The organism is Pseudomonas sp. MPB26, assembly GCF_046605355.1.
GTDB lineage: Bacteria > Pseudomonadota > Gammaproteobacteria > Pseudomonadales > Pseudomonadaceae > Aquipseudomonas > Aquipseudomonas cedrina.
Window position 1 is genome coordinate 5,486,715 of the sequence record NZ_CP176793.1, and the last position, 26,109, is coordinate 5,512,823.

The following is a 26,109-nucleotide window of genomic DNA, read 5'->3' on the forward strand; positions in this document are numbered from 1 at the left end:
GATCGCCGCCAATTGATGGCACAGCGCCATGTAGAGGGATCTAGAGATGTGGCGTACGGTACGTCGAACCAGGCTCGGCCTGTTGTCCGCTTTTGTTTGCCTTGGCGCAGCCGGCATGGCGCAAGCCGCGACCCTGCAGAACACGCCAGGCGTCACCGACCTGATCCGTGATCGTCAGGACCGCCTGCTCGAGGAGCAACAACGCCGCCTCGAGGACCTCAAGGACCTGCCCGGCAAAGCGGCGGCCCCTGCGAAGCCGGCATCCCCAAGTGACATCCGTTGCTTTGCGATCAACACTATCGAGCTGTCCGGCGCCGACGCATTGTCGGCAGGCGAACGCACCCGTTTGATCAAACCCTATATCGGCCAATGCCTGGGTGTGCTACAGCTTAACGAACTGCTCAAAGTCATCACCGACCATTACCTGGCCAAGGGCCTGGTCACCAGCCGCGCCTACTTGCCACAACAGAACCTCGCCAGCGGCAACCTCAAGCTCCAAGTCGTCGAAGGCAGACTTGAAAGTTTGAAGGGCGCTGAAGGCAGCGGCATCACCGACCGTCAATTGGCCATGAGCTTTCCAGGCACGCGGGGCGAGTTGCTCAACCTGCGTGAAATCGAGCAGATGGTTGATCAATTGAATCGTCTGCCTTCGAACCAGGCACAGATGGAACTGGCACCCGGCAAGGCCGTCGGTGGCAGTGATGTGCTGGTGAAAAACACCCCGCAAAAACCGTGGCGCGTCGGCTTGTCCCGCCACAACGGCGGCCAGCGCAGCACCGGTGAGCAGCAGTGGGGCGCCAGCTTCGATTGGGATAACCCGCTGGGCCTGGCGGATCAATTGTCGCTGCGCGGCGGCCACGATGCGGTCAGCGATCACCAAAAAACCTCGCGCAACTCGATGCTCAATTACAACCTGCCCTTCGGCTGGTGGAACCTCAATTACAGCTACAGCGAAACCGAATACCGCTCCCTGGCCCAGGCCAGCGGCTTCAACTTCAAGCAATCGGGCGACAGCCAGAACCACCAACTGCGCCTGGAGCGCGTGATCCACCGCGACGCCCTGAGCAAGACCTCACTCAGTACCGGCGTGGCCACCCTGCGCACCAACAACTTCATCGAAGACAGCAAGCTCGCCCTGAGCAGCAACCGCCTCAGCGAAGCCCAGTTCGGCATCAACCATGGCCGCCGCATCGGTGGCTCGTTCCTCAACATCGACCTGGGCATGCAGGACGGCATCGGCGCCTTCGACGCCCAGGCCAATCACAACCCACGGCCGGGCCAGGCCGATGCGCGCTACCGCAAATACACCGCCACCTTGAGCTATCTGTACCCGTTCAAGTTGTGGGGCGAGTCGTTCAGTTTCAGCAGCCTCATGACCGGCCAGCGCAGCGAAGACGTGCTGTTCAGCCCCCAGCGCATGAGCCTGGGCGGGCAGTCGTCGATTCGCGGTTACCGGGACCAGAGCCTGTCCGGCGACAGCGGCGGTTACTGGCGCAACGACCTGCGCTGGAGCCGCCCGGTGACCTGGGCCTGGATGCAGCCGGTGTTCACCGAGTACGGCACCAGCCTGGGTTACGACCAGGGCGTGATCAGTCACGGTCGCTACAACGCCGAGCAGCACGGGCGCATGACCAGCAACTCAGTGGACCTGTTTGCACGCGGCCGGAACGTTGCCGCCACGGTGACCTTTGCACACTCTTTGGAACGACCGGGGCCGATCACTGAACGTGAAGCGCCGGTTTATTTCCGCCTGGATTTCTTTCTCTAAATTTTTATCGCCTTCGGGCATTGGGATCTGACATGGACGTTCGCCAGTTCGCTTTCCTTGCGCGCCAACCTTCTGCTGCCGTTAAAAGCCGCGCCCATTTCCTGGGGCTGCCTAAGCGTGGGGTGGCGTTGATCCTGGCCAACGCGATGTTCTGGCACCCACTGTTGGCCCAAGCGGACGGCATTGTGGTCAGCGCACCGGGCACGACGCTTGGGCAGGAGGGCAATGGCGTGCCGATCGTCAATATCGCCGCGCCCAATGGCAGCGGGTTGTCGCACAACCAGTTCCAGGACTACAACGTCGGTGCCAACGGCGTGATCCTTAACAACGCCACGGCTCGTACCCAGTCCACGCAACTGGGCGGCATCATCGTCGGAAACCCGAATTTCAATGGTGTCGCCGCCAGTGTCATCCTCAACGAAGTCAACGGCGGTAGCCCCAGTCAGTTGCGTGGCTACACCGAAGTGGCGGGGCAGTCGGCCCATGTGATCGTGGCCAACCCTTACGGCATCAGCTGCAACGGTTGCGGCTTTATCAATACCCCGCAAGCGACGCTGACCACCGGCAAGGCCGTGATCGAAAACGGCCAGATCAGCCGTTACCAGGTCGATCAGGGCAGCGTGGCCATCGACGGCGCGGGCCTGAATGCCAACAACGTCGACCAGTTCGAAATCATTACCCGCGCCGCGACGATCAACGCGCAGATTCAGGCAAAAAAACTCACCATTGTGGCCGGTCGCAACGATGTGGACGCACGCACGCTGAACGCCACGGCGCGAGCGGCCGATGGCAGCCAGGCGCCGGACCTGGCGATCGATTCGTCAGCGCTGGGCGGCATGTATGTGGGCGCAGTCAAGCTGGTCGGTACCGAGTCAGGCGTGGGCGTACATCTGTCGGGAGACATGGTCGCCGGCGGTGACATCCAGATTGATGCGGCGGGCAACGTGGTCATGGGCCAGGCGTCGGCAGGTACTGCAATTGCGGTAAAAGCGGCCAGCGTGGAGACACAAGGCGCTGTCTATGCCGGCACCGATCTGTCGGTTAAAACCCAGGGTGCATTGAGCAACCGGCAAACCCTCGCCGCTCGGGACAGCATCACTCTGGACGCAGGCGGTCGGTTGACTAACGGCGGGATTATTGAAGCAGGTATCAACGCAGATAATAGCCGCAATGCCCAAGGCGATGTGCGTTTGATCGCGCAAGCCATCGACAACAGCGGCAAGACGGTGATCGCCAGTCGCGACCTCACCGTCAACACTGGCGCACTGTCCAACCAGGGTGGAACCCTGGGCAGTGGCCAGCGTTTGAGCATCACTTCAGGAAGCCTGGACAACAGCCAAACCGGTCGTCTGGTCAGTGATGGTGATCTCACCGTGAGGATCGATGACCTGCTGGATAACCAGACCAAAGGCAACGTTTTGGCCAAGGGGGTCATGGTGGTCCAGGCGGGACGCCTGGATAACCGTAGCGGCGTCGTTAGTGCCAACCAGAACCTGAATCTGCACGTTGGCCAAGTCGATAACCGAGAAGGTGTGCTGAACAGCAAGCAGGCACTGGCAATCACCGGCCAATCCCTAAGCAACCAAGGCGGCCTGGTCGGCGCCATCGGGCCGGTGCGCCTGACGGTGGAGACCGTGAATAACACTAAGGGCCGCATCGCCAGCGAAGATGAACTGGACGCCACCCTTGGCGTATTGAACCAGCAAGGTGGTGAACTGGTTGCTCAGGGCGACCTGACCCTCAACGCCGGCACCGTGGATAACCGGAACGGCGGCCTGATTGCGGCGACAAAAGTGCTGAAACTCAAGGCCGACAGCATCGATAACCGCGCCGGCGAAATTTCCAGTCAGCAAAACCTCGAACTCAGCGGCGAGTACCTCGACAACCGCGGGGGCAAACTGTTGGCCGGTACCACACTGGAGCTGGCGGTGTCTGAGGTCGTTAATCAGGCCAAGGGCCTTGTGTTTGCCAAGGATGTACGCTTGACCGGTACACGACTGGATAACACCGACGGTACCTTGGGTGGGCAGCGCTCACTGGAACTGAAGTTGTCCGAATCCTTGGACAATACTCGCGGCAAACTCAACAGCGAAGGTTCAATTGCCCTTGCTGGGCAGCGCATCGATAACACCAGCGGGAGTATTTCCAGCGCTGGTCAATTGAATATCAACACCACCGCCGACCTGCTTAACAACGCTGGCACCGTCGAAAGCGCACAAGGATTCACGCTGACCATCGGGAGCCTTGACAACACCCAGGGCCTGCTTAAAAGCCAGCGAGAAACGAACCTTGTCACCGGACAGTTCACTAACGGCCTTAACGGTCGCGTGATCAGTGCCGAGCGCCTTGACCTCACGGCTACCCACGTGGCCAACAGTGGCCGTATCGCCAGCGTCGGTACTCTGAACGCCAACCTCGGCGGTCTCACCCAATTGGGCGGCGCCGAACTGGTGAGCAACGCGCAGCTCACTCTCGACCTGCACAACGGCAAGTTGACCAACGCTGGTTTGATCAACGCCCCGATTCTGCTGCTCAACAACCTTGCCAGTATCGACAACCAGAGCGGTGAGATTTCCAGCCAGAACGCTTTCACCCTGACCACTCAGAACCTCAACAACACCAACGGTAAACTCATCGGCAACCAAGAGCTGACCCTGCGCGTTGATCAGGTGCTTAACAATTTCAAAGGCCTGATCAGCGGCCGGGGCGACGTAGATATCAGTGAGTCCGAACTGATCGACAACCAGCATGGCAGCGTGATTGCCGATGGTACTTTGTTGCTGAGTAGCGCAACTCTGGATAACCGTAGCGGTGAGATCGCCGGTAAGGCACAGGTCACCGTCAACGCAGACCGTCTCGATAACCAGAAAGGCCAACTGATCAGTACCGAAGCCCTGCATATCAGCAGCGCGAACCTCGATAATCGCGAGGGCCTGGTAGGTGCCGTAAAGGCGCTGAAACTCGACGTCGACCACCTCGATAATCGAGCCGGTGAAGTGACCGGAAATGCCGATGTCACCATCACTGGACTGCAACTGAACAACAACAAGGGTGTAGTGTTCTCGAGTCTGGGATTGAAACTCGCGGTAGATCAGGTGATCAACCGCACCCTGGGTCAATTGACCGGCCAGCGCCTCACGCTGGTTGGTACCTCACTGGATAACACCGGTGGCAAGCTGTTCAGCCAACAGCCGTTGATGTTGGCGCTGACGGGCGACTTGGATAACAGCGAAGGTCTGCTAAGCAGTGAAGGCAAGCTGGACGTCAAAGCGCACAGGCTCAATAACACCAAGGGCAGCCTATCCAGCGCGCAAGGCTTGAACGTTTCAGTCACCAGCATGCTGAATAACAACAATGGCGCACTGCTAACCGATGGCAACCTGGTGCTGCGCAGTGCCAACCTGGGCAACCAACAGGGCAGCATCAGTGGCAAGGGGCCGGTCTCCGTCACCACGGGCGAAATGAGCAACCAGGGCGGTCGCCTCAACAGCGGCGACACCTTGTCTCTGACCACCGGGCAGTTGAACAACGGTGGCAGCATCGGCAGCACCAAAGCCATGACCGCCAGCGTCAACGGACTGGACCAGCAAGGCGGCAAACTGTTCAGCAATTCTGGCCTGTCCTTGGATATGAACAATGGTCAACTGAACAACCAAGACGGTCTGATTAATGCCGTCGGCCCATTGCTACTTAATAACCTCACCAACGTCACCAACAACGGTGGCGAAATCTCCAGCGGCCAAGCCTTCAGCCTGACCGCCCAAAACCTCGATAACAGCCACGGCAAGCTGCTGAGCAATCAGGGCCTGACCCTACGCATCGACCAGGCTCTGACCAACATCAAGGGGTTGATCAGCGGGACGAGTCTCAATGCGCAAGCCACTGCCATTGACAACCGTGGCGGCAGCCTGACCAGTCGCGGCGACCTGCAACTAACCAGCGCCGGTCTGCTGAACAACAGCGACCAAGGCCTTATCAGCGCTGCGCAAGCGGTCACTGTGCACAGCGCTGACCTGAACAATCAGAACGGCATCCTGTTGGGTGCCGCCGTAACGCTCAACGCCATGGCCCTGAACAATACCGCCAGCGGCCTGATCAATAGCCGGAGCACCTTGAACCTCAAGGCCGCCAGCCTCAATTCCGGTAACGGCGGTGAAGTCTCTGCCAAAGGTGCCATGGCTATCGACCTCAACGCCTTGGCACTGGCAGGGGGGAGGATAGTCGGTGAGCAGGGCATAACCGTCGACTTCAACAACAATGACCTGGACAACCGTAACGGCCTGATCCTCGCGAATGGTCCGTTGACTCTGAAAAACCTGCGGGATCTCAGCAACCAAGGCGGTGAAATTTCCAGCCAGCAAAGCTTTGCCCTGGCAGCGCGCACGCTGGATAACAGTGCAGGCAAGCTGATCAGCAGCCAAGTACTGACCCTCAACGCAGACACCCTGAATAACGGCGCGAATGGCTTGATGTCGGGTTGGCAAGGCCTGAACGTCAGCGGTGGTAGCCTCGATAACCGTGACCACGGCACACTGTCGAGTCGCAACGGTGCGATCGATGTACGCCTGAGCGGTGCCCTGCAAAACAACACTGAAGGCGCGCTGGTCAGTCAAGGGCGGCTGGACGTCAGCGCTGCCAGCCTGGATAACCGTGGCAAGTCCGTGCTTTCCAGCGGCGCCGGGCAACACCTGTCGGTGACTGGCGCGTTGGTTAATGGTGACGGCAGCTTGATCGAGAGCGGCACTACGCTGGATGTACAAGCGGCCACCCTGACCAACCAAGCCACCATCAACGCGCAACAAGCCTTCACCTTTACCGGTACCGACCTGACCAACAACGGCGGCACGCTCGCGAGCAACGGACAGTTGACCCTCGACTTGCTCGGCAACCTCAACAACAGCGGCGGCAAGCTGGTGAGCGCTGGGCCGTTGCTTCTGCAACGTGCCAGCCAGGTTTACAACGACGCCGACGGTCAGATTGCCAGCCAGGGCCTGTTGACCCTGTTTACCGGAGGCCTAAACAACAGTGAGCGTGGCACCATTGTAGCCAAGGAACGGGTAGCAATCACGGCATCGGACGCCGTACAGAACCACACCAATGGTCTGATCTACAGCCAGGACGCCGATGTGCAACTGAGCGCCGCGGACCTGAACAACGCCAAGGGTGTCGTGCAGGGCCAAACCGGCCTGGGCCTGAACATCCGCGGTTATGTCGATAACCAAGGCGGTACGTTGGCCAGCCTCAAGGGCCTGCTAGATGCCCAGTTGGCCGCAGGCCTGAATAACCAAGGTGGCATCATCCAGGCACAGCGCCTGAACCTGCTCGCGAACAGCATCAACAACCAGGGTGGACGCATTGCTGCGCAGGCGGGCGATGCCTTGCTCAACGCCAACTTTTTTGCAAATGCCAACGGTGGTGTGTATGCCAAAGGCCTGGTGCGGGTGGATGGCCAGCAAGTGGATAACAGTGCTGGGCAAATCGCCGGTGGCGTGGTTGAGCTGACAGCAAATGGGCTACTCACCAACCGTGGCGGGGTGATTGAAAGCGATGGCAGCCTGAATGTGGCGGCCAATAGCGTTGATAACCAGGGTGGGCAAATTCGGGCGCTGGGTAGCGGTGGAAACACCAACTTCCAGATTGGTGGCGTGTTTGATAACCGTAACGGCCGGTTGGAAACCTCCAATGCTGATTTGACGCTAAATGTGGGTGGCTTTCAGAACCAGGGTGGCAGCTTGTTACATGCAGGTTTTGGCACCTTTGATATCTCCACTGCCAACCTCACTCAGGCCGGTGGTGACGTGGTTACCAGAGGCGGTCTGACCCTCACTGCGGACAATTGGACCAACAGCAGCGTGATCCAGGCCGGGCGCTTGACGATCAACGTCAACACTTTAAATCAAACCGCCAGTGGGCAGTTGCTGGCGTCCGACAGCCTTATCGGTACGGGTGGCAATTGGAACAATGATGGGTTGATCACCAGTGATGGCACCGCGGATCTGACCCTGACCGGCAACTACGTCGGCAAAGGCCGTTACAGCAGTGTCGGGACACTGGGCTTGAGTGCGGCGCAGTTAAACGTGAGCAGCGCTGCGAGCATTGCAGGAGGGGGCGATACAACCCTCAATATAGCGGGAGCATTCAACAACTACGGTCGGGTTACATCTGCGTCGAAGCTGAGTGTCGGTGCCGGCGCTATTAATAACTACGCAACGTTGGGCAGTACGCAAGCGCTGTTGCTGCAGACACCGACGTTGTTGAATGAAGGTGGACTGATTTTTAGCGGTTCGAACATTGACATCAAAGTCGGTGATCTGCTGAACAATCATAATGCGGCCATTTACAGTCTGGGCAACTTGAGTATTGGTGGGCATCAGGGTGGTAAAGCCAATAGCGTTGTTAATTTCTCGTCCTCTATTCAAACTGATGCCGACTTTACGCTGGCGTCCGCTGCGTTTGAAAATAAAAGGCAAGGTGTTGCTGGCAAAGAACGCTTGGTGTCAGGCGACATTACTTACGATTGTGATAGCAATAAATGTTATTACATGAATTATTTTGTCGAAGAGAAGTATGTGTCTGAGGCCACCTTTTCGGGGAAAGCAGCGACAGTATCGGTGGCCGGGGATTTCAATGCCGACGTTGGCCGATTTAATAACTTTGCCTCGACTGTTGTTTCAGGTGGAAATATAAATCTGAAGGCAGAAAGTTTTGAAAACACGTCGGTAAGTACAGGCGAATTTACCCGTTCAAGAGTTTACAAGTCAACGCCAGGTCGGAAGTTCTCGGCACCGTGGTTTACCAATGAAAACGGTAATGGCCCCGTAGACCTCTACGTAAATCGTAACTCCAGATATCTCATGGAGTATTTTAATGGTCAATCGTGCGACAGCGACGGTGGAGCATGCACGCCCAACGCAATCATGGGGGCATGGCAAAGGACTGGTTATCTGAACCCCTATTTTGGGCAAGGCCCCGAGGTTTCTGTTCCAGCCGCCATTTTGGCGCTCAATTTAATGAGTGATGTCAGAAACTATCAGTCCAGTAGCTCGGCGGCTGCCGTTATTCAGGCAGGTAAGACTGTATCGATAAACGCAACAAAATCTATCCAGAACGGCGATATCAAAAACCTGGCCCCTTTTATGAATCAAGGCCAGCAGAACGGGGTAGCAAAGCCCACTACCATCACCAAAGATATCTCCGTCAATGCCCAACTCCCCCCGGATCTGGCTCAGCGGCAAGTCAATCCCGTAACGCTACCCAACTTCTCTCTGCCGACGGGGCAGAACGGCTTGTTCCGCCTCAGCAGCAGTAGAGTAAGCGATACCCAGGTGGCGCAACGCAGCAATGAGCCAAAAAGTTGGACCCTGAGCGAGGCAAGCATCGAGCTGGCTCAACGACAGCAGGCGTTGCCTCAAAACCAAGGCAGGACGATCCAGTTGGATGGCGCGAGCCAGATTGCGGGGGATTCTCGCCCTGTATCAGTGGGTGCCCGAGAAGCCAGTGGCGTCAACGCCGGAAGCTCGCCTTCCCTGAATATTCCGGGCATTACCCCACTCGCCACCTCTACCCCTGGAAGCGGTCAAACCCTAAACCGTGTGCAGGGCTTGCCTGACCGTACAATCGTTTCGAAGCCACATAAATACCTGATCGAAACCAATCCAGTTCTGACTGACCTCAAACAGTTCATGAGCTCGGATTATCTCCTCTCAGGATTGGGCTATAACCCGGATGAAAGCGCGAAGCGATTGGGCGACGGTCTTTATGAACAACGATTGATCCAGCAAGCGATTGTCGAGCGTACCGGGCAGCGCTTTATCGACGGTCAGGCCTCTGACGAGGCAGTGTTCCGTCACCTGATGGATAACGCCATTCGCAGCAAGCAGGCCCTCGACCTGTCGGTGGGCGTATCGCTGACCGGTCAGCAAGTGGCCGCGCTAACCCACGATATCGTCTGGCTTGAAGAGAGTGTAATCAACGGCGAAAAGGTGTTGGTGCCGGTGTTGTACCTGGCCCAAGCTGATAATCGCCTGGCCCCCAACGGCGCCCTGATTGCTGGCCAGGACATCAGCCTTATGGCGGGTGAGAACCTGGAGAACGCAGGAACCCTGCGCGCCACTCATAACCTGTCGGCCAAGGCCGGAAACGACCTGGCCAACAGCGGGTTGATTGAAGCCGGCAACCGTCTGGACCTACTGGCGGGTAACAACATCGTCAATAAGTCAGGCGGGATCATTGCCGGCCGCGATGTAACGCTCACGGCCGTTGGTGGCGATGTGATCAACGAGCGTAGCGTGACTACCACCGGTTACAGCTCCGGTACTTCAATACGCCGCGATTACCTCGATAGCGCTGCCAGGATTGAAGCGGCTAACGACCTGAGCCTCAATGCTGGACGTGACGTGTCTAACAACGGCAGCGTGCTGGCCAGTGGACGCGACACTACGATTACCGCCGGGCGTGATGTGCACCTTGATGCGGTAGAGCAACGCAACTCCGTTGACATGGGAAGCAGATACCGCACTGAAACCGTCACGCAAACCGGAGCGAGCCTGGACGCGGGGCGTGATGTGAAGGTCACGGCGGGCCGCGATTTCAGCGCTATCGCAAGCCGAATTGATGCCAAACGTGACCTGAGTATTTCGGCCGTTGATGATTTGAGTATTTCGTCTGCAGCGGACGAGGAGCATTCATCCAGCAAGTCCAAGAAGGTGACTCGCTCCGAGGATCACATCAGCCAGGTTTCCAGTGTGCTGAAAGCTGGTGGTGATGTGTCATTGAGTGCTGGCAAGGACCTTGAACTGACCGCGAGCCGGGTTGCGGGCGGCGGTAACGTGGCTTTGGAGGCGCAGCGTGACCTGAGCATTTTGTCAGCGCTGGACGAAGACGCTTCGTTCTACTCGAAAAAGAGCAAAGGCTCGTTCGGGCGCAGCAAAAGCGAGCAGCGTGAAAGTTACGACAGCACCAACGTGGCTTCCGTTGTGGAGGCGGGCAAGGACCTGACCGTCAACGCCAGCAAGAAAGCCGACGGTGGCATGAACATCGAAGGTGGGCGTGACGTCACTGTGATCGGCAGTCAATTGAAAGCCGGTGGCGACATGCTGCTGGGCGCCACCGGTGACATCGCGGTGCTGTCAGGTGTTGAAGAACATGGCTCTTACAGCAAGAAGACCAAGTCTGGATTCCTGGGGCTTTCAAAAAGTGGCAAGAGCCAACTGAAAACGACCGCCACGCAAGTAGGCAGTGAGTTGGAGGCCGGCAACGACGTGGTGGTGGCTGCGGGCAATGACATTCGCTTGCGGGCGAGTGAGATCAATGCCGAGAACGATGCTGAGTTGCGGGCAGGCCTGGTAAAGGATACCGGTGACATCAACTTGGTATCGGCCAATGACACGGCCTATAGCCGTAGTGAGAAATACGAGAAGAAGACCGGCTCAATCTCGGGTGGCTTCATCGCGATCTCATCGGCCAAGAAGGCCGGACAGGAAGCCCAGAGCAGCACCAGCGTTGGTAGCCAGGTTATGGCGGATCGCGATGCGACTCTGCAGGCCGAGCGCGACATCAACCTGGTGGGCAGCGGCATCAGTGCAGGACGTGACGTCAGTCTCAATGCGGGGCGCGACGTCAACGTAGTCGCTGCGCAAAACTCGAAAAGCGAGCGTGATTGGGCCAAGTCGAAACAGACCGGTATTGGGGTGTCCAGTGACGCCAATGGCGTCACGTTCTTTGCCGGTACCGATCGCAACGGCGAGAAAAATCGCCTTGAGCAGCAGACTGCAGCCGCGAGCCAAATCAGCGCGGGTGAAAATCTGGCGATTACGGCCAAGCGGGATATCAACCAGCGCGGCTCTGATCTGGCGGCGGACAACAATATTGACCTGAAGGCCGGGCGCAATATCAATATTGATGCAGCTCGTGAGCGTTTGTTGGTAGAGCAACAGCTTGAAAAGGAGCGCAATGGGGTTAGCGTATCGCTCAATCATAACTATGGCAGCACGAAGGATGCTGTGAGTGGTGCAGGCAAAGGTGAGGACAATGTCAGCAAGGGCTCAAGCACTCTGAGGGGCGTCGATGCTGTTGGCCAATTCCTGGCAGGTCCTACGGGAGACCTGAAAATTGGCAGTAGTAGTGAAAGTACCAGCAAACAAGTAGTGGAAGTGACCAATCGGCCTTCGACACTCCATGCCGGAAAGGACCTCAACATGACTGCCGGTAACGATGTTGCCGTCGCTGGTGGTCAGTTAAGCGCAGGTCGGGATATCAACGTAACAGGGCGTGATATCAATCTTGATGTCGCCAAAGGCAACATCGAAAAGAATGACTCTCAGAGTCAGAGCTGGGCGGGCATTCATGGCGGTACCAGCGGCGGGGCCAAGCTGGGGATCGGTGGGAGTCATGGTGTTGCTGACGAAGACGCCAGCCATGAAACTTCGACACCCACAGTGGTAGATGCGGGGCGAGATATCAATCTGATTGCGAGTCATGACTTGAATCTTATTGGAACTCAAGCCCGGTCGGGTCGCGACATTGATCTAAAAGCTGGAAATGATCTGAATATTGGTGCGGCGAAAAATGAGAGTAATAGCGAAAGTACTAGAAGCAGTGGTGGAGGGGAGGTAGGGCTCACTCTGGGCGGTGAAAAAGGCGCTGGTATCTATGTGAGCGTCAGTATGGGCAAGGGGGATCTTGAAAGGGAGAAGCAGGGGCAACAGAACGCCTACCTATATGCAGGAGACCGTCTGAGTTTCGGCAGCGGGAGAGATACCAACATCGCCGGCGCTGAGCTGCGCGGGGATCAGATAATCGGTCGCGTGGGTCGAGATTTGAGCGTTTCTTCGGTTCCTGACACCGGTAAGGTCAAAGGGAAGGAATTTGATATTAGCGCAACCGTAACAATTGGCCCGGGCGCGGGTGTTAGCGGCTCAGTCGGTTATGGTCAGACCACGGGTAAAACCAACTGGGTAGAAGATCAAACCCGTATCACTGGGCGAGACAAGGTCGATATCCGCACAGAGGATCACACGCAATTGGATGGTGCGTTGATCGCTTCAGACACCGGTAATCTCAAACTGGATACAGGAACGCTTGGGTTCAACGACATCGCAGGAAAAGATAATGAACATGGGTACTACCTGAGTGTTGGCGGCTCCTACAAAGAGGGTCAGAGCACCACACAAGACCCAAGCCAAGTGGGTAAGGGGAAAGCCGGCGATAGCGGTTGGAGTGTTTCGGGCTGGAAGTACGACAAGGAGCGTGAACAGTCGGTCCGCGCGACGGTTGGTTCGGGAGAGATAATTGTTCGAGATGCTGCTGACGCGGCTTCGGCTGTCGCAGGCCTCAATCGTGAAGTAAGTAAAGCTTACGAAGTCACCAAGGATAAAGAAAAGCGCACAGATCTTTACCTCACTGATTCTTCATTGACGGCGGTGACAAACCCCACTGCAACGATTGCGCGATGGACAACTGATGCTAAGAAGCTTGGAGATCGGGGTGAGGAAACCATTCAAGTACTCCTAGATCTTTTTAGCGCGGGTACGGACATTGCCATCGGAAAGAACCCCGACAGGGTCTCCGACGAGATGGCCGCCAAAGCCTTCGTTAGGCAATTGGGTAGTCGCCATCCGGAAGACCGTGCAGCGCTGATCAATAAAGTGATCGCGGGTATAACTGGAAAAGAGCAGGCACCTGAAAACCAGGCGTTGGTTGATAAGCTCACTCAAATTGCGGGCGATGATACCAACAAAGCTCTGATCGTCATGAGCTTGTTAACGACCTTGAACGGTCCTAAAACTGGCGCAAGCAATTTAGTGGCGATTCCTGTGGCGGCTGAAGCAGTCGTCGTGGCTGTCGGTGCTGTTCTGGTAGCGTCAGATGCGACGTTTCAGGAGAAGGCGCGTATTGCTGCGAATTCGCTGGTGGAGTCAGGTGCGAAGGCTGGAAAGGATGCGGCGCAACAAATCAGGGTTTCCGTCGCTGTTTGGGAGATTTTGCTTGGCACCTCCTTTCCGATTCATCAGCTCGACCCTGAACATTTGGCCTATATCACTCCCATTCTTGAGATTAACGGAGTAAATCCGAGCAGTGGTGGTTTCGCAAATGGCGGCGTTGTTAACCCCGCTATCAATACCGGAGGAACCCAGCTGGATGGGCAACGGGATGATGGGAAATATATAACGCCTGAGCATCGACTTGATCCGGGTAATATGTATAGTGAAAAAATTGATCAGGATGAGGTTGGCAAAATCTCGGATAAAATATTGTTAGCTGATCGTACTGGAAGTGGACTGAAAGGCGATGTATCGCATATTGCTGCGAGCTATTTGACTAAAGCACAATTGGCGGCTGGTCAAGCTTTTGTCCTCACGGGGGGAGATGGTGTGAAAAGAACTTTGTTGCAAACGCAGGGAGGGCTTGATGGGGCAACCGGTATATATGAATATATCTTGGATCCTTCGGGCAGTGTTACGCATCAGAGATTTATTGAAAATGGCTCCATAACTGGAACACCTAATCAGCGTCAAATCAAGGTAAAATAATATGTACTTTCCCGATGTTACTTATAAGTTTGTCATGGAGAATATTGATCTAAATTGGAGAGACGTTCTCTGGGGGGTTGAGAAAGGAATCATCAACTGTGATTTTGCGCAAAAGGTTGCAGATGTAAATTTGACGAGAGGTTCCATGAACGAGTTGGAAACAGAGCTGGTGCTTTTGGATAAAGTTCAGGTCTGGGCGATCAAAGAAAAGATACGTCAACTTTCAAGCGCTGAGGTTACGGAGGAGGTTGTTTGCTCGAAAAAAAAGTGGATGTATGTTGCACTGAAGTGGTTGTTTGAAAACAGGCGGAAAATTGAAGATGCACTTGGCCTTGTTGAACTTGTTTATGCTGACTTTGATTATCCGGCTGAAATTGAAAGTTTTGTTCGTTATATGCCGTCGCAGTGTGATTATGACCCCAGAGCGCATAGTGTCGAGAAGAATATGGAGAGGTTGTACTTGAACTGGGGGGCTTTTTTGAGTGGCGGTTTGGGTGGTGTGGCTAAGAAGTCATAATTGTTGGCACATCTATAATGGTAGGAAGTAGACTTCATTAAAAAAGGGGGGCGTGAGGAGATTCAAAATGTTGTGATGGGAGCACTTGAGTGTGCTAGAAATCGGGTGCAGACCCCGTTTTTAGGGCGTTAGCGATGACGCAAGGCCAGCCGCTGCGCTTAATGGTGTGCCGAATCCCGTTCCGCTTTAGCACTTGCATCTGGTCGGCTTTCGTTTTTGCGCCTGTGAGTGTGCAAACTTCCTCATGCGACAGAAAATGAATTTCCATACCTACCTCCCGCCCGCTGTGGTCCGCGCTTTCTTGATGATGCGGATTGCTAGGCCAAAGGAGATCAGCAGCCAGGCGCAGGTACCGAAGAGGGCGTAGATCAGTGCCTCGGTGGTGCCGGTGGACAGCAATTCGGGCCCGGCCCAGAAGAGCCAGCAGAGTGTTCCGACCAGGTACAGCAAAGCGCCCAGCAGTATCAGGGTGAGTTTCATAGCGAACATGGGGTGTCCTTGCCGCGCTGGGCGGCAGAAGGTGGGTTAGGGCTTGGCTGAATGCTTCGTGGGCATTGCCTTCTTCTTGACGACGGCGGCTGCTCGCTTCTGAAGCGCACTTCACTACTCATCCAGCCGGCGCCAACCGGCCTCAATGGCTTTCTCCTTGGGGGGACAGATCTACCTGGTGGTAGGTCTTCCGGCTTTGCGCTCGCATCCAGCCGTCCGGGCTTTAGATCCAACGATCTCGACTTTCTTTGGCGCGAAGCCTGCGGTCAGCACCCACGCCTCATAGGGAAATTGATTTTCAGTCATGCAGGAATACCTCGCCCACCGCTCAGCGGCAGGAACTTTATGGTTTAATGAGAAGAGTTTTTAAAAGAAGCGCGAGATTGTAAGGCGTTAGGGTCTACCCGTTTACAGCGGACATTTTCGAGTAGCCTCAATCCTGAGATAGGGCATCGCGCAACGCTTGCCTCAAGCCTCTTTTGCAAATGAATACGTCAAGGGAAATGCGTTCATGAAGTACGGCTGGATAGTGATTGTTTTACTGCTTAGTGCTTGCGTTAGTGGCCCAAGTCCTCAACAACTGGCAAAGCAGCGCTTGTGGGAGCAACAGCTGTTCACTCATTTGTCCTCGTACAAGTACTACCCCGAGCAGGCTCGACTTCAAGGGGCAGGGGGCATGGTTAGAGTCGAATTCTTCGTCGACGCCAAAGGTAACGTCTTACGTCAGAAAATCATCAGCTGTTCTGGGTCGGAACTCTTCGTTCCCGCTGTACAGGCATTGATTTCGGCAGCATCACCCGTACCTGCACCGCCACCTTCAGTGCTTAAGGACGGCGAAATCCAAATAGTCGCTCCATTTATATATTGCTTGGATCCGGCTATATGCCCCGTATCCCAGGGCGGCCATTCAAGCAGTGCGGAGTAGGGCTGGGGCGACATTCCGGTCTATGAAGGGTGGCTAGTGGGGATCATGGCGCCACCCGCTTGAACTCGACCACCCAGACCCACGGGTTGGCGCTCCAGCTGCCAGCGCCGTTGATTTTTTCCCATAGCTCCTGCCAGGCGATTGCAAACCAGTCTCGGTAATTGGGTGAAACCTCATCGCTTGCCATTTCGGGTGGGCATTGCAGGCCCTCAGCTCGGATGTCGGCACGGCTGATGTCCTGCAACCGCTCGACGCGCACGTCGGTGATCTCCAGCAGGATGCGGCTGGAGTGCCGTGGCATGTGGATGCCTGGCTTCCATTTAACTGGGTATTCCTGGCCCTCTGCCGACTTGCAGTAAATGGCGTCAGGGTTGGTGGCGCGATAAACGATGTGTTCGCCGGTGCCACCGCCGTAATGTCGGACCTGCAGGCCGAATGTCTCGCGCACCCACAGCCGGTCGCCTGGCTTGCCATAGGGGCAGCAGCCGTTGACGAAGTGCTTGGTTACAGGTTTGCCGTAGCCGTCCTGGCCGTAGTTGGAGTTGCCTACGCAGAAATTGCCGCTGGCATCGATGTGCGGCTGAACTTTGATCGCCCGTCGCGTGACCGTCTTCCGGCCTTCCAAGATGGCGCGCACCATCGGCGCCGAGAACAGGATAGGGCGTTCTTTGATTGCGGTCATGGGGTCACCTTTTCGAAGTGGAATACCACCGGTGCGCCGGTCTCGGCGATCAGCCCGTAGGACTTAGCCAGGCGGTAGACGGGGTGGTAGCTGTTGAGGGAGTTAATGTGCCCGGAGATCCAGGCCCGTCAGCCCTCCAGTGTCTGCCGGCCCTTGCTAATGTTGCAGGGCGCACAGGCCGGCATCATGTTGTCGAGGTTGTGATCCTTGGCCTGCTCGGCCACGCGCTCATCACTGACCCTGATCACTGGCTCTGGGTGATCGGCGTGCCACCGATCACCCAGCAGCACACCGCAGTAGGCGCAGTGCCCGCCGTACTTCAGGCGTACTTGCTTGCGCTCAGCTTTCTTCAGGCGCATAGGTCTCCTTGCCGCTATAGCGGCTGACTTTGAAGGGGAGGGGTTACAGGTTTTGCGCGTGGAGTACGGATGTACCCCCCCATCGAGATCCGGTTCCCCGTTGCCGTACGTGAGGGTGAGATCGGAACTTGTTTGTCTACGAGCGCAGACTCACCCTCATTGACGCCAGAAGACTTAATGTGACGCGACCCGGGTTATAGGTTTTATGTGGGCGTAGAGCTGACTCTTGGGTATAGTTTCCATTTTTACGGGGCGGGCATAATGGATAATAGTGCGAAGGATTTAAGAGCTGGCGTTGTGGTGGCGAGCTGGATGAAAGCCAGAATGTGCCTATGGGCTTGCTATCTCCTTCTGCTAATTGCGACGTTAGCTCCTTTGATGTCTTTTGATCATTTTCGCCCCGCCTTTGAACATCCTGCCCTTTGGTTTCAGCGCACAGGCTGCATAACTGCCATATTTTCGCTGGTATGTATTACGCTTGCTGATTCCGCTGTTCGTTTGACACCAGAGCCTATTGAAGACTTCCGCACTCATACGCAAGAAATTGTTGATTCTTTTCTGAAGAAAATCTACAGGGCGCGGTCCTCCGCAATGGTAGTAGCATTAATGGGGTCTTTAGTCTGGGGGTATGGCGATACGTTAATTAGATACATGGTTTCCGTTTGAAAGGTTTTCATGACTTCGTTGCATATTGATGATTTCTGCGACGATTGCTCATACAGCCTCCCTCGTTACCAGATCATGGGCATTCACAACCGTCATGCCGGCGAACTCTTCGGCAGTGGGTAAATCTTCCAGGCAGGCAAAGATCGGTATGCCCAGCTCGCGGGCGCGGTGCACCTCGCCCAGGGTGCCAGCGCTGTATCGCCAGCCGTTGATCAGGACAACTGCATCGCACCGCTCCATCAGCGACAGGGTGCCTTCGAGGGAGAACTCGTCTTGGCCTGGCAGATCGTCATCGAAGTGCGCGGTGTTGGTGTGCGGGCAGAGCGGGAACCAGCCCAGGCGGGCGGTGGCAACCGCGACGGACCTGGCCGTAGCGATGTTCTCTGCGATCAGGTCACGGGTTGCGGCGCGGTAAGGGCGGGCCACGTAGACGACAGGGATTTTCTGTTTTGTAGGCATGGGGAGTCCTCAATGGCCGCGTCACGACCAGAAGTGATGTCAAGGGGGAAAGTTGTAAGAAGGCGCCGCACAAGTTTCACGACTGTTTTCAAAAGTGTCGTGACGCCAAGCTTTGGCTATCAACCAAGCCGGGACTCTATGAAGTGCCCGGCCGCTGCGCCCTCTGGCCGGCCACCGGCACCACCACTGAATGCGTGGCTGGTTAGCGTTCCAGCGACCTCAGGATGAATGAAATATGTCTCGCTTTCGATGTCGAGCCGGCTGTCCTTGGCGGTGAGTGTTGCCGATCGTTCGATCGAGCCACCCAGGCTATGCCTGCCGAATGCCGGGATGCCACCGAACATATCGACCGCCGGCCCCTCGTCACCTTCGCAGTTCGGACACCCGTACCGGCCTAAGGATTCGGCAAAGACATATCCGCATCCGCACTGGAGCGCAGGGCCGAAAGGAGCTGTTCCGGTAGCGTCTTGCCCCTCGCCTCGGCTCGGCGCAGTATCCCGGCGCACGCCTTAGCGCTCAAAAAGTACCTCGGTGGGATCGAGCCCGTCTGTCGCACTTGCGACAACGAACACACGACGGCGTCGTTGGGCCAGGCCGAAATATTGGGCGTCCAGGACTCGCCACGCGATTGTTCTTTTGGGTCCATACACACAACCAGCGTCCTGCCATTTTTTCCCTGGAGGCTGCAGCTCGCAGTCTTCCCCAGCAAGCGCGCCAAGAAAGCATGCGAAGGGCGTACGCCGGGGACGTTCTCCCAGACGATGACGCTGGCGGGCTTTCGCTGGCCGGCGCGAACATAGTCAACTGCATCTGCAAGCTCCACGTATTTGATGGTGAGGGCGCCGCGCGGGTCGGTGAGGCCTTCGCGCATACCGGCAACCGAGAAGGCCTGGCATGGCGTGCCGCCGACCAGCACGTCCGGCGCCAGTATCTTGCCGGTTAGCACCAGCGCGGTCAGCTTGGTCATGTCGCCGTGGTTCGGCACGTCGGGGTAGTGGTGCGCCAAAACCGACGAGGGAAACGGCTCGATTTCGGCGAACCAGGCGGCCTTCATGCACAGGGGGTGCCAGGCTTGTGTCGCAGCTTCGATGCCGCTGCACACGCTTCCGTAAGTGATGGGCATGATGGCTCCTCGCCGGTATAGTTGTTCATTTATCTCAATGGTAAACACGATGCGATTTTCAACAAGGGCAAGGAAGCTGGACCGATGGGATTGGATGCGCAGGAATTACATCTATCTTCTTGGGTTATTGGCGTTAGTGATTTCTGCACTTGTAGCTGCGTTAGTTATTGCACACTTTCAATTTGGTTTGGACTTGTGGTGGATATCAATTAAGCACCCTGAGACGGCTCAATATTGGGGGCAGCTTGGTGATTTTATCGGTGGAATATTAAATCCATTGCTGAGCTTCTGTGCTCTTATTGCAGTGCTTTATAATCTGTCTCTGCAGAGGGAGGAGCTCTCTCTCGCCCGCGAAGATGCTAGAGAAGTTCAGGATATACAAAACAAGCAGAGCGCTATTTTTAAGCAGCAAAACTTTGAATCAGTTTTTTTTAGGTTGCTTGATATGCACTCCTCTCTTTCAAGGAATATGAGAATAAAATTAGGGTATGGCCCTAACGCTAGGGTGTACGAGGGCGAAGATGCGTTTAGGTATCTATCAAATTATTATATAGGGAAGTTGGATCTTGTTCCCCATTCTCTTGTGCCAGTTGAAAGTCAGATAGAGAGAGTTAGAGATAGTTCTCAAGGGTTTCTTGATGCGTATGTAGGCTCGGTAGGACATTATTACAGGAATATTTATCAGATACTGAAGTATGTTGATGCCTTCGGCAGCGCTTCTTTCGGCTCGTCAAAAAAATCACTGGCTGGAATGGAAGTTAGGCGTGCGTTACGTTCATATCGGTCTCAGAGGAACTATGCCAATATGTTGAGGGCGCAATTGAGTAGTAGCGAGGTTGCATGCCTTTTTCTAAATTGCTTGGCGACTCAGGGTGATGGTCTGAAGTTTTACGTAGAGAAATATTCTATGTTGAAAACATTAGAGCCGTCAGTGATTGGGGGTAATAGAGATATTTCTAACCTATTTAATAAGCTTGCCTACGCCGATTATGAAGATATGGAAATGGTAGACGTTGTCAGTCTAATACGATCGAGGTATCTCGACGATACCGATGGGCAAGGCTGAGCCTGATTGGTTGTTTAGTAACTAACAGTGTTACCTGTCATTCACGGTCTTCTTCATCGTTCATTTGGATCGATTCGGCAAAGCCTGCTTGCCGTAATTTTCGCGCCACGTTTTGCGGTATGTCGATTCCGTGGCGCTTAATTACAAGCATCGGGGCAGACGCTTCACGACCGAGCGAGTGGGCATGCGCGATCAGTCGCCAGATGGTTGAACGGTCTTTCGTCTCGCCAAGTTCAGCGGTGAGCGCCGCCAGCCGGTCGCGCATTCCCTGACGGAAGTAGTGACGGATGATGTCGGACGGCCCTTTGATCTTCGGCGGCGCCGGCGGCAGATCCTCGGCCTTGGCGTTGATCACCAGAAGTTGCACCGCCTCACTGACTTCTTCTATCTCATGCCAGCGCATCAGCTCAGGTCTGTGTCGCACCCGAATAGCGTGCCGACGTAGAGCTTCCCCGGTCGGGAGGGCAGGATGTGTCCGTACTTGGTGCCGATGACGTGGCTCATTGGCGGCTGCATGCGCAGGCAAATGCTGCGGATTTCCGTTTCGTCCTCCTCGGTGAGCCCCGAGACAATGCACTCAACGCCCTGATTTTACCGGTGCGCCGGCGTCTCATTGATGCACAACACTTCCGCGTCGAACTGGTCGCTATGCCGGAACTCCGGAACCCACTGTTTGTTGCCGTTCCAAACCTTCACGTCGTAGCCGTTCCGGGTAAGCACCAGCAAAGCGATTTGTAGCCTTCGCCAAAGCTACCGATGGCGTCGGCGCGGTCGGCCTTTGACGTACTACCCAACACCAGAGTGCTGGCTTCCAGGCTTGCAAAGCGGCTGGTGATGAACAGTTGGCCGTCGGCGAAGGCGTATTCGAAAGGCGACTCGCTATCCAGCGCGTTCTGCACGAGCTCCCGGAGGGCCTCTTTCAGACCCCAGTGGCGGACGTAATCGCGGGACAGGGGAAGTTCGTAGGACTTGGAACGGATGCGATCTGCAATTGCTGCGAGCATGGCGATACTCCCGCGCCATCCTTGCGGGGCGCTATGAGGTGTTGGTTATTGAGTGATTCGATCAGCGAGGGCGCTGAGCAGCATCAGGAACGTAAAGAGGGCGAGGACAGGGAAGGCGCCGCGCCAGATGAGCATGCGTCGGGTGCGCTGGCGGATAGTCACGGCCGGACCCTCACAGCAATCCTGCCGCCCTTCATTGTTGGTTCCAGGCGCTGCGACAGATCCCGCACCAGGTCTTCACGCTTTCGACCTATCAGCTCGTTGAAGGAAAGGCCGAAGCCCAAGATAGCGATGCGGCGCTCGATGTCGTCGAGCTGCTCGTCAACAAGTGACTTAACCGGTGCAGTGGTCATTACCGTCTCCATAGGAGGAAATCTGAGCTGCCTCTCGTGAAGCGTGTGAGGGTTTCTCGACGAGTGACGTGTCTAGATCAATGGTTTTGAGGCTTTCGGGGTTGCCGCCTCCTAATTTGGCGACTACCCTGAAAATGTATGAAATGTTACGAATAATTTCGGTGGTGACTGTTTTAAGGTCACGCTACTTCAGGATGAGGAACGAAAAATGTTTTCACACGAAGGTCCCGCAATAGAGCTGCTGCTGTTCGTTTTCGGTTTGGCAGCCCTACTCCTAGTCGTTTGGTTTATTCACAATCAATACGAGCGCAAAACAGGGAAGGGAGTTAAAAAACAACATAATCGTAACGAGAGCCGCTCAACGTAAAGCTGCTGCCGACCGATCTAATCGAGCCAGTTGCTTCCGACTGGCTCTCAATAACCAAGCGCTGTAGTGGCGAAACTCTTCAGCAGTTAAACGCCGTTCGTAAACCGGCGTACCACAAGCCCTTCGACCAACGTCTCAGCTAGCTCCGTGGAGTCAGGGTGAGACGACAGGAACAATCGGGCGAGCGAATCACGCTGATCCAGGCCTACGGCTGGCCGTGGCGGCGCTTCCACTTGATATCGACACCGCACACCAACTGTTCCGCCGAGTGCTCCAGCCACTCCCTTTCTGGGTCCGCCTCGCTGACCTCTGGAGGCAACTGAGCGTCGTAACGCTCTTGGCATAATTTCAGTACTGCACTCATGGTCGCCTCCAAAGTGGCGGGTTGTTCACCTGTATTCGTCAACACTCATGCCTCCCGCTGTTTGCCGATGGGCGCGGGGTGAGTGCTGACGGGTAGAGGTGTTCCGCCGCTCAGCGGATTGTGGGAACAGGAAGTCGTTTTTGGGTTTCGACAGATAAACCCAGGGGTGGAAATCCGATGGATGTTTTCCGTATTGAAAATGAGGATGGCGCTTGGGTTTTGTACAAAGCCCACGGCTATAAGTCCATCATGCGCGCCGGCAACCAGGCCGAACTTATTGCGCAGGTCCAGACCCTGACAGCCGGGAAGGGGGCGGTAATTCGGTTTTGGTCGGGAGCCGGTGTGCGCGAACTTCGAGTAGGGGCGATCGAAGAAGATGAGCTTGGAGGGCTTTAAATTTACGAGCCCGGCAGAGCCGAAGGATGGCCTGGGCATTTTCGTTTCTCCGGTTGCCTTCCCCGTGCCCATCGCTCTGGGTGGGCATCAGTGAAAAGGTCCGTCATGCAGCAGCCTTGCAATCGGCCGCTGTCATTCGATGGCCGTCTTCGCACTCAACAGCACGAACGCCGCTGGTGTAGCCACACTCGGCGTTGAGCCTGTTTGCCTCGCAGATGCAGACGGCTAGGCTTTCATCGGCAAATACCTGCAGCTCCCCGCGCAGGGTGATATGAATGACCTCGTTCATCGTATTGCCTGGGCTTCACGCAACCTGCCCGGGGACCTCATGGGAGAAGACGTTAATGTTCATGTGTGCGCTGACCGTCATCGCCCGGCGCTGCTTGATGTGCCGCGCAGCGCAAGGACTGCCATGTCGGCCTGATCGGCTTCGAGCGCGGCAATTGCCTCATCCACGCCGCCGAACCATTTTTCCAGCAGCCTGGCGCAGGATGCGGCCGCCTCGTTGACCACCTCGTCGCTTGCTTCAAAAACTGAATTGCTCATCGCTATGCCCTCGGTTGTCATCCCAAGCAGCCCTCGCGAGAAGGCTGCTCAGTGATGCTTTCCGCCGTGACCCGCTACGGATGTGCCCACCGGCTTTTTTGGCTTGATTGAAGGTCAACCAACGATCTTGAGTGAACCCCTGCAACCTGGCCTCGGCCCAGAGCAACGGTAAATTGATGCCCGAATAGGGACGCTGTTTGCATGGATGAGTTACTCATGCGCCACCTTCCCCACAGCCAGAGACAGCGAATCACCAAGAATGCGCCACAAAGCGGTAAGACGCCGACAGTAGGTGCCTTCACTACAGTAAATCAACTCGACATGAAGGCTGTCGATAACCGCGATATAAGCATCCTGAAACATTGAAATCTCGTTCGCCGACAATGCTGGATACCTGTTCTCAAGGCTTGCGCCAAAGCGTTCACGCAGGCGGTCCAGATAGGCTTCAAAGCCAACTGTAACCGATGCCTTTAATTCCGAAGGCGGAAAGAATGCCGTGCGCAGCAGGAAACGCAGAGCAGCGGAAGACTCGTAGCGGTTTGAAAGATTGTCCGTGTACAGCTTGCCGGGCTCGTCATCATTCGCCGGGACGCGTGCAAACATCTCTTCGATATAGTGCCTCTCCGTCGCCAGCGCCAGATTCAGCACGGCGTTGAACAGATCATCCTTGCTCTTGAAGTGCGCGTATAACGAGGGCTTGCGCATACCCGCCACGACAGCGATTTCATTGAGCGACGAAGCGTCGTATCCCCGTTCAGCGAAATGCACCAGAGCGATATCACAGATTCTGCTTGCCGAAGGGCTCAGCACTTTCATCGGGATGACCTTTTAATTCAGTGATTTAACGCGGTGATGTGCTCGGCCCTGCCTTCGCGCACGCTGACCCAAGTCAGAGCACCCACTATAATGGCGCAGACTATCAGGAATGCGCACCAGGCAATGGCGCCATGGCTGCTCGCCCAACCGGTCAAAGGTGTGGCGAAGGCCGAGATGCCAAGCTGAAACGCGCCGAGCAATGCAGCCGTTGAACCCAGGGCAGTGGTTTGCGAAGACATCACCAGCGTCATCAGTGAGGTTTCTGCAATCCCCAATCCAAGCAGTGCTATCGCGACACCGGCGGCCAGCCAGTACAAACTAGAACCAGATACTGCTGCGCCGTAGGCCATGACAGAACCTGCAAAGATGCAAAAAGCTCCAGCCGTTGCCATGCGGGCCAAACCGTACTTGCCCACCAGTCTGGTAGCCACGACGGCCCCTATAAGAATCGCGATGCCGGTTGCGCCAAACAGCGTACCGAACTGGGCAGCAGGCAGTCCGTATTCATTCTGATAAACAAATGTAGCGCCGCCTACATAGGCAAAGAGAAAAAAGAACACGGATGACAGCGCTAAGGTGGGCCGTAGAAAACGGCTATCTTTTGCGATACGCACATACGTGCGGATTGCCCCTCTCATATTCAATGGCTCACGCTTTTGCACGGATAACGTTTCAGGCAAAACAGCTATCGAGTTAACCGCCACCAGCGCACCAAGAACAGCCAGTACCAGCATGACGGCTCGCCATCCGAAATGCGCCTCAATGTAACCACCCAACCCCGGGGCGATGATGGGAGCAACACCTTGAATGGTCAGCAGCAGGCCAAAAAGTTTTGCTGCCTGAACGCCCTGAGTGACGTCACGCACCATGCTCATGATGACTACCAACGTCAAAGCACTGCCTATCCCTTGGGCAAATCGTGCCACGAGCAGCCACTCAAGGGTTGGTGCCGCTCCTGCAGCCAGCGCACTCAAACTGAACAGCAACAAGCCTGCTATCAGTGGACGTCGACGGCCCAAGGCGTCGACTGCCGGCCCGAACAGCAATTGCCCAAGCCCCATTGCCAGCAAAAAGACCGTGAGCGTCAGCTGAATGCTGGCAACACTGGTCGAATAATCAACCGCCATTTCGGGCAGGCTTGGCAAATACATATCGACGGCTGAGGGCCCCAGTGCGGCGATGGCGCCCAAGGCAATGGCAAACTTCAGTGAAGGATTGCCGAAATGACTCTTTTCCATAACAAACCCATGATTGGCTTCCTACCGGAAGGTAGGATGGTGGCGTGAAGTTAACGAGAACCGAGAGGCAAGGTCAAGCCGTTATTTTCTTAGTGGCCAGGGAGCACCTGCCAGCGCTCCGCGCAAGGCATGCGCACGAAAGTGTTTTAGTCTTCAGTTCAAAGTGTTTTTTCAAGAAGCGGCTGAAATGAGCGGAATCTGTGAAACATCATTTTTAAGCGATCGAGGTAAGCGACTCAGTGCGCAGAAACGGGTTGGCCAAATCGATCACGCTGCGTTCGAGCCTGGAGCGCTGGAGGTATCGACAGACGCCGTCACCTTCCGCACCAGCGATGGGAGCGGAGAGGGGGGCAATCTCGTTGTAGTCGGTGCAATTTGGAGGCAACACAGAGGCCCATCTGGCGTCGTTATCCAGCGCCACGGTTGGCTCACACGCCAATG

20 protein-coding genes and 3 pseudogenes are annotated in these 26,109 nt (G+C 55.9%); 7 read left to right on the forward strand and 16 right to left on the reverse strand.

The genetic code is table 11. The annotated features are described in order from the left end of the window. Nucleotides 1–46: 46 nt before the first annotated feature. Genes ACLH0H_RS25040 through ACLH0H_RS25050 form a run of 3 tightly spaced genes read left to right on the forward strand, consistent with a single transcriptional unit; the run spans nt 47 to nt 14,815 of the window. Entirely contained in the window at nt 47–1,768 is a 1,722-nt protein-coding gene (locus ACLH0H_RS25040) for a ShlB/FhaC/HecB family hemolysin secretion/activation protein (protein ID WP_411380090.1), read from the forward strand. Between the two features lie 32 nt (nt 1,769–1,800). Further along, complete coding sequence (locus ACLH0H_RS25045) at nt 1,801–14,298, forward strand: hemagglutinin repeat-containing protein (RefSeq protein ID WP_411380091.1); 12,498 nt, start codon at nt 1,801–1,803, stop codon at nt 14,296–14,298. Between the two features lies 1 nt (nt 14,299). Continuing rightward, a complete protein-coding gene (locus ACLH0H_RS25050; protein ID WP_411380092.1) occupies nt 14,300–14,815 on the forward strand; it encodes a DUF2247 family protein in 516 nt (171 codons plus the stop codon). Nucleotides 14,816–14,909: 94 nt separating this feature from the next. Here the strand turns inward: ACLH0H_RS25050 and ACLH0H_RS25055 are convergent, their stop codons facing one another. Together ACLH0H_RS25055 and ACLH0H_RS25060 are read right to left on the reverse strand one after the other, a co-directional pair. Next, on the reverse strand, nt 14,910–15,083 hold the full coding sequence (locus tag ACLH0H_RS25055; RefSeq protein WP_411380093.1) for a DUF4224 domain-containing protein: 174 nt from the start codon (nt 15,081–15,083) through the stop codon (nt 14,910–14,912). A gap of 2 nt (nt 15,084–15,085) precedes the next feature. Next, complete coding sequence (locus tag ACLH0H_RS25060; protein WP_411380094.1) at nt 15,086–15,304, reverse strand: hypothetical protein; 219 nt, start codon at nt 15,302–15,304, stop codon at nt 15,086–15,088. Between the two features lie 511 nt (nt 15,305–15,815). Between ACLH0H_RS25060 and ACLH0H_RS25065 the strand changes: the two genes are divergently transcribed. Next, nucleotides 15,816–16,229 carry a TonB family protein gene (locus ACLH0H_RS25065; RefSeq protein WP_411380095.1) on the forward strand — a complete coding sequence of 138 codons (414 nt, stop codon included), beginning with the start codon at nt 15,816–15,818 and terminating at the stop codon, nt 16,227–16,229. Nucleotides 16,230–16,272: 43 nt separating this feature from the next. Here the strand turns inward: ACLH0H_RS25065 and ACLH0H_RS25070 are convergent, their stop codons facing one another. Both ACLH0H_RS25070 and ACLH0H_RS25075 read right to left on the reverse strand, forming a co-directional pair. Continuing rightward, on the reverse strand, nt 16,273–16,911 hold the full coding sequence (locus tag ACLH0H_RS25070) for a hypothetical protein (protein WP_411380096.1): 639 nt from the start codon (nt 16,909–16,911) through the stop codon (nt 16,273–16,275). Nucleotides 16,912–17,039: 128 nt separating this feature from the next. Continuing rightward, complete coding sequence (locus ACLH0H_RS25075) at nt 17,040–17,270, reverse strand: HNH endonuclease (RefSeq protein ID WP_411380097.1); 231 nt, start codon at nt 17,268–17,270, stop codon at nt 17,040–17,042. 261 nt (nt 17,271–17,531) lie between these two features. On the opposite strand from ACLH0H_RS25075, the gene ACLH0H_RS25080 reads away from it, so the two are divergent. Next, nucleotides 17,532–17,936: a hypothetical protein gene (locus ACLH0H_RS25080; protein ID WP_411380098.1), complete on the forward strand. Its 405-nt coding sequence runs from the start codon at nt 17,532–17,534 to the stop codon at nt 17,934–17,936. Nucleotides 17,937–17,984: 48 nt separating this feature from the next. On the opposite strand, the gene ACLH0H_RS25085 is transcribed toward ACLH0H_RS25080, so the two are convergent. Together ACLH0H_RS25085 and ACLH0H_RS25090 are read right to left on the reverse strand one after the other, a co-directional pair. Beyond that, entirely contained in the window at nt 17,985–18,395 is a 411-nt protein-coding gene (locus tag ACLH0H_RS25085) for a DUF1937 family protein (protein ID WP_411380099.1), read from the reverse strand. A gap of 137 nt (nt 18,396–18,532) precedes the next feature. Further along, a pseudogene (locus ACLH0H_RS25090) lies at nt 18,533–19,518 on the reverse strand (DNA cytosine methyltransferase); the annotation flags it as partial. Here ACLH0H_RS25090 and ACLH0H_RS25095 point away from each other — a divergent pair. Then, the gene (locus ACLH0H_RS25095; RefSeq protein WP_411380100.1) at nt 19,517–20,584 is read left to right on the forward strand and encodes a putative phage abortive infection protein; all 1,068 of its coding nucleotides are present in this window, start codon (nt 19,517–19,519) and stop codon (nt 20,582–20,584) included. The pseudogene ACLH0H_RS25090 and the gene ACLH0H_RS25095 overlap by 2 nt on opposite strands. Before the next feature lie 37 nt (nt 20,585–20,621). Here the strand turns inward: ACLH0H_RS25095 and ACLH0H_RS25100 are convergent, their stop codons facing one another. The 4 genes from ACLH0H_RS25100 to ACLH0H_RS25115 all read right to left on the reverse strand — a co-directional run bounded on the left by ACLH0H_RS25100 (nt 20,622) and on the right by ACLH0H_RS25115 (nt 22,672). Further along, nucleotides 20,622–20,987 (reverse strand): hypothetical protein, encoded by a 366-nt coding sequence (locus ACLH0H_RS25100; protein ID WP_411380101.1) that lies wholly within the window; start codon nt 20,985–20,987, stop codon nt 20,622–20,624. A 289-nt stretch (nt 20,988–21,276) separates the two neighbouring features. Continuing rightward, a complete protein-coding gene (locus ACLH0H_RS25105) occupies nt 21,277–21,588 on the reverse strand; it encodes a hypothetical protein (RefSeq protein ID WP_411380102.1) in 312 nt (103 codons plus the stop codon). A gap of 158 nt (nt 21,589–21,746) precedes the next feature. Continuing rightward, nucleotides 21,747–21,941, reverse strand: a complete 195-nt coding sequence (locus tag ACLH0H_RS25110; RefSeq protein WP_411380103.1) for a hypothetical protein — start codon at nt 21,939–21,941, stop codon at nt 21,747–21,749. A 572-nt stretch (nt 21,942–22,513) separates the two neighbouring features. Beyond that, nucleotides 22,514–22,672 carry a hypothetical protein gene (locus tag ACLH0H_RS25115; RefSeq protein ID WP_411382493.1) on the reverse strand — a complete coding sequence of 53 codons (159 nt, stop codon included), beginning with the start codon at nt 22,670–22,672 and terminating at the stop codon, nt 22,514–22,516. Between the two features lie 177 nt (nt 22,673–22,849). Here ACLH0H_RS25115 and ACLH0H_RS25120 point away from each other — a divergent pair, with 177 nt between their 5' ends. Next, complete coding sequence (locus tag ACLH0H_RS25120) at nt 22,850–23,068, forward strand: hypothetical protein (RefSeq protein ID WP_411380104.1); 219 nt, start codon at nt 22,850–22,852, stop codon at nt 23,066–23,068. A 103-nt stretch (nt 23,069–23,171) separates the two neighbouring features. Here the strand turns inward: ACLH0H_RS25120 and ACLH0H_RS25125 are convergent, their stop codons facing one another. The 6 genes and pseudogenes from ACLH0H_RS25125 to ACLH0H_RS25150 form a co-directional block, all read right to left on the reverse strand. After that, a complete protein-coding gene (locus ACLH0H_RS25125) occupies nt 23,172–23,357 on the reverse strand; it encodes a hypothetical protein (RefSeq protein WP_411380105.1) in 186 nt (61 codons plus the stop codon). Nucleotides 23,358–23,434: 77 nt separating this feature from the next. Then, a complete protein-coding gene (locus ACLH0H_RS25130) occupies nt 23,435–23,614 on the reverse strand; it encodes a hypothetical protein (RefSeq protein ID WP_411380106.1) in 180 nt (59 codons plus the stop codon). A gap of 70 nt (nt 23,615–23,684) precedes the next feature. Next, nucleotides 23,685–23,810, reverse strand: a pseudogene (locus tag ACLH0H_RS25135) (ArdC-like ssDNA-binding domain-containing protein); the annotation flags it as partial. A gap of 14 nt (nt 23,811–23,824) precedes the next feature. Then, nucleotides 23,825–24,430 (reverse strand): TetR/AcrR family transcriptional regulator, encoded by a 606-nt coding sequence (locus tag ACLH0H_RS25140; RefSeq protein ID WP_411380107.1) that lies wholly within the window; start codon nt 24,428–24,430, stop codon nt 23,825–23,827. 17 nt (nt 24,431–24,447) lie between these two features. Then, nucleotides 24,448–25,668 (reverse strand): multidrug effflux MFS transporter, encoded by a 1,221-nt coding sequence (locus ACLH0H_RS25145; protein WP_411380108.1) that lies wholly within the window; start codon nt 25,666–25,668, stop codon nt 24,448–24,450. A 73-nt stretch (nt 25,669–25,741) separates the two neighbouring features. Then, nucleotides 25,742–25,990 (reverse strand): annotated as a pseudogene (locus tag ACLH0H_RS25150) (hypothetical protein); the annotation flags it as partial. Between the last annotated feature and the right edge of the window lie 119 nt (nt 25,991–26,109).

Excerpts from the sequence above, each read along its gene's own strand:
- ACLH0H_RS25040 (WP_411380090.1), top strand. The coding sequence starts at position 47 with ATGTGGCGTACGGTACGTCGAACCAGGCTCGGCCTGTTGTCCGCTTTT.
- ACLH0H_RS25045 (WP_411380091.1), top strand. The coding sequence starts at position 1,801 with ATGGACGTTCGCCAGTTCGCTTTCCTTGCGCGCCAACCTTCTGCTGCC.
- ACLH0H_RS25050 (WP_411380092.1), top strand. The coding sequence starts at position 14,300 with ATGTACTTTCCCGATGTTACTTATAAGTTTGTCATGGAGAATATTGAT.
- ACLH0H_RS25055 (WP_411380093.1), bottom strand. The coding sequence starts at position 15,083 with ATGGAAATTCATTTTCTGTCGCATGAGGAAGTTTGCACACTCACAGGC.
- ACLH0H_RS25060 (WP_411380094.1), bottom strand. The coding sequence starts at position 15,304 with ATGTTCGCTATGAAACTCACCCTGATACTGCTGGGCGCTTTGCTGTAC.
- ACLH0H_RS25065 (WP_411380095.1), top strand. The coding sequence starts at position 15,816 with ATGAAGTACGGCTGGATAGTGATTGTTTTACTGCTTAGTGCTTGCGTT.
- ACLH0H_RS25070 (WP_411380096.1), bottom strand. The coding sequence starts at position 16,911 with ATGACCGCAATCAAAGAACGCCCTATCCTGTTCTCGGCGCCGATGGTG.
- ACLH0H_RS25075 (WP_411380097.1), bottom strand. The coding sequence starts at position 17,270 with ATGCGCCTGAAGAAAGCTGAGCGCAAGCAAGTACGCCTGAAGTACGGC.
- ACLH0H_RS25080 (WP_411380098.1), top strand. The coding sequence starts at position 17,532 with ATGGATAATAGTGCGAAGGATTTAAGAGCTGGCGTTGTGGTGGCGAGC.
- ACLH0H_RS25085 (WP_411380099.1), bottom strand. The coding sequence starts at position 18,395 with ATGCCTACAAAACAGAAAATCCCTGTCGTCTACGTGGCCCGCCCTTAC.
- ACLH0H_RS25095 (WP_411380100.1), top strand. The coding sequence starts at position 19,517 with ATGATGGCTCCTCGCCGGTATAGTTGTTCATTTATCTCAATGGTAAAC.
- ACLH0H_RS25100 (WP_411380101.1), bottom strand. The coding sequence starts at position 20,987 with ATGCGCTGGCATGAGATAGAAGAAGTCAGTGAGGCGGTGCAACTTCTG.
- ACLH0H_RS25105 (WP_411380102.1), bottom strand. The coding sequence starts at position 21,588 with ATGCTCGCAGCAATTGCAGATCGCATCCGTTCCAAGTCCTACGAACTT.
- ACLH0H_RS25110 (WP_411380103.1), bottom strand. The coding sequence starts at position 21,941 with ATGACCACTGCACCGGTTAAGTCACTTGTTGACGAGCAGCTCGACGAC.
- ACLH0H_RS25115 (WP_411382493.1), bottom strand. The coding sequence starts at position 22,672 with ATGAGTGCAGTACTGAAATTATGCCAAGAGCGTTACGACGCTCAGTTG.
- ACLH0H_RS25120 (WP_411380104.1), top strand. The coding sequence starts at position 22,850 with ATGGATGTTTTCCGTATTGAAAATGAGGATGGCGCTTGGGTTTTGTAC.
- ACLH0H_RS25125 (WP_411380105.1), bottom strand. The coding sequence starts at position 23,357 with ATGAACGAGGTCATTCATATCACCCTGCGCGGGGAGCTGCAGGTATTT.
- ACLH0H_RS25130 (WP_411380106.1), bottom strand. The coding sequence starts at position 23,614 with ATGAGCAATTCAGTTTTTGAAGCAAGCGACGAGGTGGTCAACGAGGCG.
- ACLH0H_RS25140 (WP_411380107.1), bottom strand. The coding sequence starts at position 24,430 with ATGAAAGTGCTGAGCCCTTCGGCAAGCAGAATCTGTGATATCGCTCTG.
- ACLH0H_RS25145 (WP_411380108.1), bottom strand. The coding sequence starts at position 25,668 with ATGGAAAAGAGTCATTTCGGCAATCCTTCACTGAAGTTTGCCATTGCC.